Source organism: Pseudomonas sp. 31 R 17, from assembly GCF_900004915.1.
GTDB lineage: Bacteria > Pseudomonadota > Gammaproteobacteria > Pseudomonadales > Pseudomonadaceae > Aquipseudomonas > Aquipseudomonas orientalis_A.
The window spans coordinates 1-1487 of sequence record NZ_CVTN01000023.1 but is presented as its reverse complement, the minus strand read 5'-3'; the positions used below and the strand labels follow the sequence as shown (position 1 = coordinate 1487).

The following is a 1487-nucleotide window of genomic DNA, read 5'->3' as shown; positions in this document are numbered from 1 at the left end:
GGCGCGCTGACTCAGTATCAATGGGACGCGGTAGGACGTTTGGCTCGCTGGGTACTGCCGGACGGCGCTACACGGGAATTCAGCTACAACCCCTACGGAAAAATCATCGCCGAACGCGATGAACTCGGCCACGTCACCCGCTACGAATACGCCGACGGCCTGCACCTGATCAGCCGCCGCATCAACGCCGATGGTACTCAGGTCAAGTATCGCTACGACAACGCTCGATTATTGCTGACCGCCATCGAAAACGAAGTCGGCGAAACCTACCAACTGGACTACCACCCCAACGGCCTGATCCGACAGGAAACCGGCTTCGACGGCCAACGCACCGCCTACGCCTACGACCTCAACGGCAACCTGCAGGAAAAGACCGAACACGGCGACGATGGCAGTCAGCTTGTTACCCGTTACGAGCGCGATCATGCCGGTCATCTTGTAAGAAAAACCTTGCCCGATGGCAACACGGTCGACTACATCTACGACCGCCAAGGCAACCTGCTCAGCGTCGAAGATGGCCACTGGGCGCTGGCCTACGAGTACGACAAACAAAACCGTCTCACTGCAGAACATCAAGGCTGGGGCACTTTGCGCTACGGCTACGATGCCTGCGGGCAACTTCAGCATTTATGCCTGCCGGACAACAACCGCGTCACCTTCAACCACGACAAAGGCGGCCACCTCTCCACCGTCGAACTCAACGGTGACGTGCTCACCTCGCATCTATTCAACGCCGGCCGCGAACACCAACGCCAACAAGGCCAACTGCTCAGTCACTACCACTACGACGACCAAAACCGCCTGCACGCCCACGCTGTCACCCAACAGCAAAACCACCTCTACCAACGCCAATACGACTACGACAAAGCCGGCAACCTCACCCGCCTGCTCGACACCCGCAAGGGCGAACACCGTTACCGCTACGACCCGCTCCAGCGCCTGACTCGCGCCGATCACTCGCAGGATGTGCAGGAGCGTTTCGGCCACGACCCCGCCGGCAATTTACTCATGCAGGACAGGCCGGGCCCGGACATCGTGGCGGGTAATCGCCTGATGATCCAGGGCGACCACCATTACGACTACGACGCCTTCGGCAACCTGATCCGCGAACAGCGTGGCAAGGGCCAGCAACTCGTCACCGAATACCGCTACGACTGCCAGCACCGGCTGATCGAAGTCACCCAACCCAACGGCCAGACCGCCAGTTATCGCTATGACCCATTTGGTCGACGCATCAGCAAAACCATCGAAGAGAAAACCACAGAGTTCTTCTGGCAAGGCGACAAGCTCATCGCCGAACACCATGCCGATCACCATCGCAGCTACCTCTACGAACCGGACAGCTTCCGCCCGCTGGCACTGCTGGAAGGCTTCGGTCCAGAAGACGTAAAGCCCTACCACTACCAACTCGACCACCTCGGCACACCGCAGGAACTTACAACGCCCTACGGCGAAATCGTCTGGTCCGCCCACTACCGCGCCTACGG

At 59.6% G+C, this 1487-nt stretch carries 1 protein-coding gene; it reads left to right on the top strand.

Annotation, left to right across the window (positions count from 1 at the left end):
- On the top strand, positions 1 to 1487 hold a 1487-nt coding region (locus BFP89_RS00400; protein WP_141689014.1), incomplete at both ends, for an RHS domain-containing protein.